This is a genomic window from Paraburkholderia sp. J63 (assembly GCF_905220245.1).
Classification (GTDB): domain Bacteria; phylum Pseudomonadota; class Gammaproteobacteria; order Burkholderiales; family Burkholderiaceae; genus Paraburkholderia.
In genome coordinates, this window is record NZ_CAJMZF010000175.1 from 1 (window position 1) to 488 (window position 488).

1 protein-coding gene is annotated in these 488 nt (G+C 67.8%); it reads right to left on the bottom strand.

What is annotated here, in order from left to right:
* Positions 1-85 precede the first annotated feature (85 nt).
* Positions 86-488: YadA family autotransporter adhesin (locus U5775_RS39035; protein ID WP_322063451.1), on the bottom strand; the 403-nt coding region annotated here is incomplete at its 5' end.

Here is a 488-nt window from a genome sequence, read left to right on the forward strand (position 1 = left end):
CATGAAAAAGCCCGGCAGTCTTTCGACTGCCGGGCTTGAGGTTTCATGGCATCAACCTACGATGCCATCCTTGCCGCGCGGGGCGTTACCACCGATAGCCTGCTCCGAGCGTCACGCCGGTGTTGCCTTGCGCGCTCGAGCTCACCGAGAGCTTGCCCACCCAGCGGTTGTCGCGGGACACGTACGAGACGCCCAGCGCCATGCCCTGCTGGCCGCCGATGCGCGACGTACCTGCCGCCACCATCGTCTTGCCCGGCGCGGTCGGCTGCGGCAGACCCGCAACCGCCATCGCCGCTGCCGCTGCGCCGAACGCATCGCGACGCACGTCGCTGATCTGGCTCTGCACGCCGGCAATCTGCTGGTCCGTGTAACCCTGCGACTGCACGGTCGCGGCGGTAAGCTGGTTCATGTTCACCGCGTCGGTGCCCTGCGTACCGGCCGCCACGTTCGTGATCTGACGCTCGCTGCCTTCCGCGCCCACCGAGACC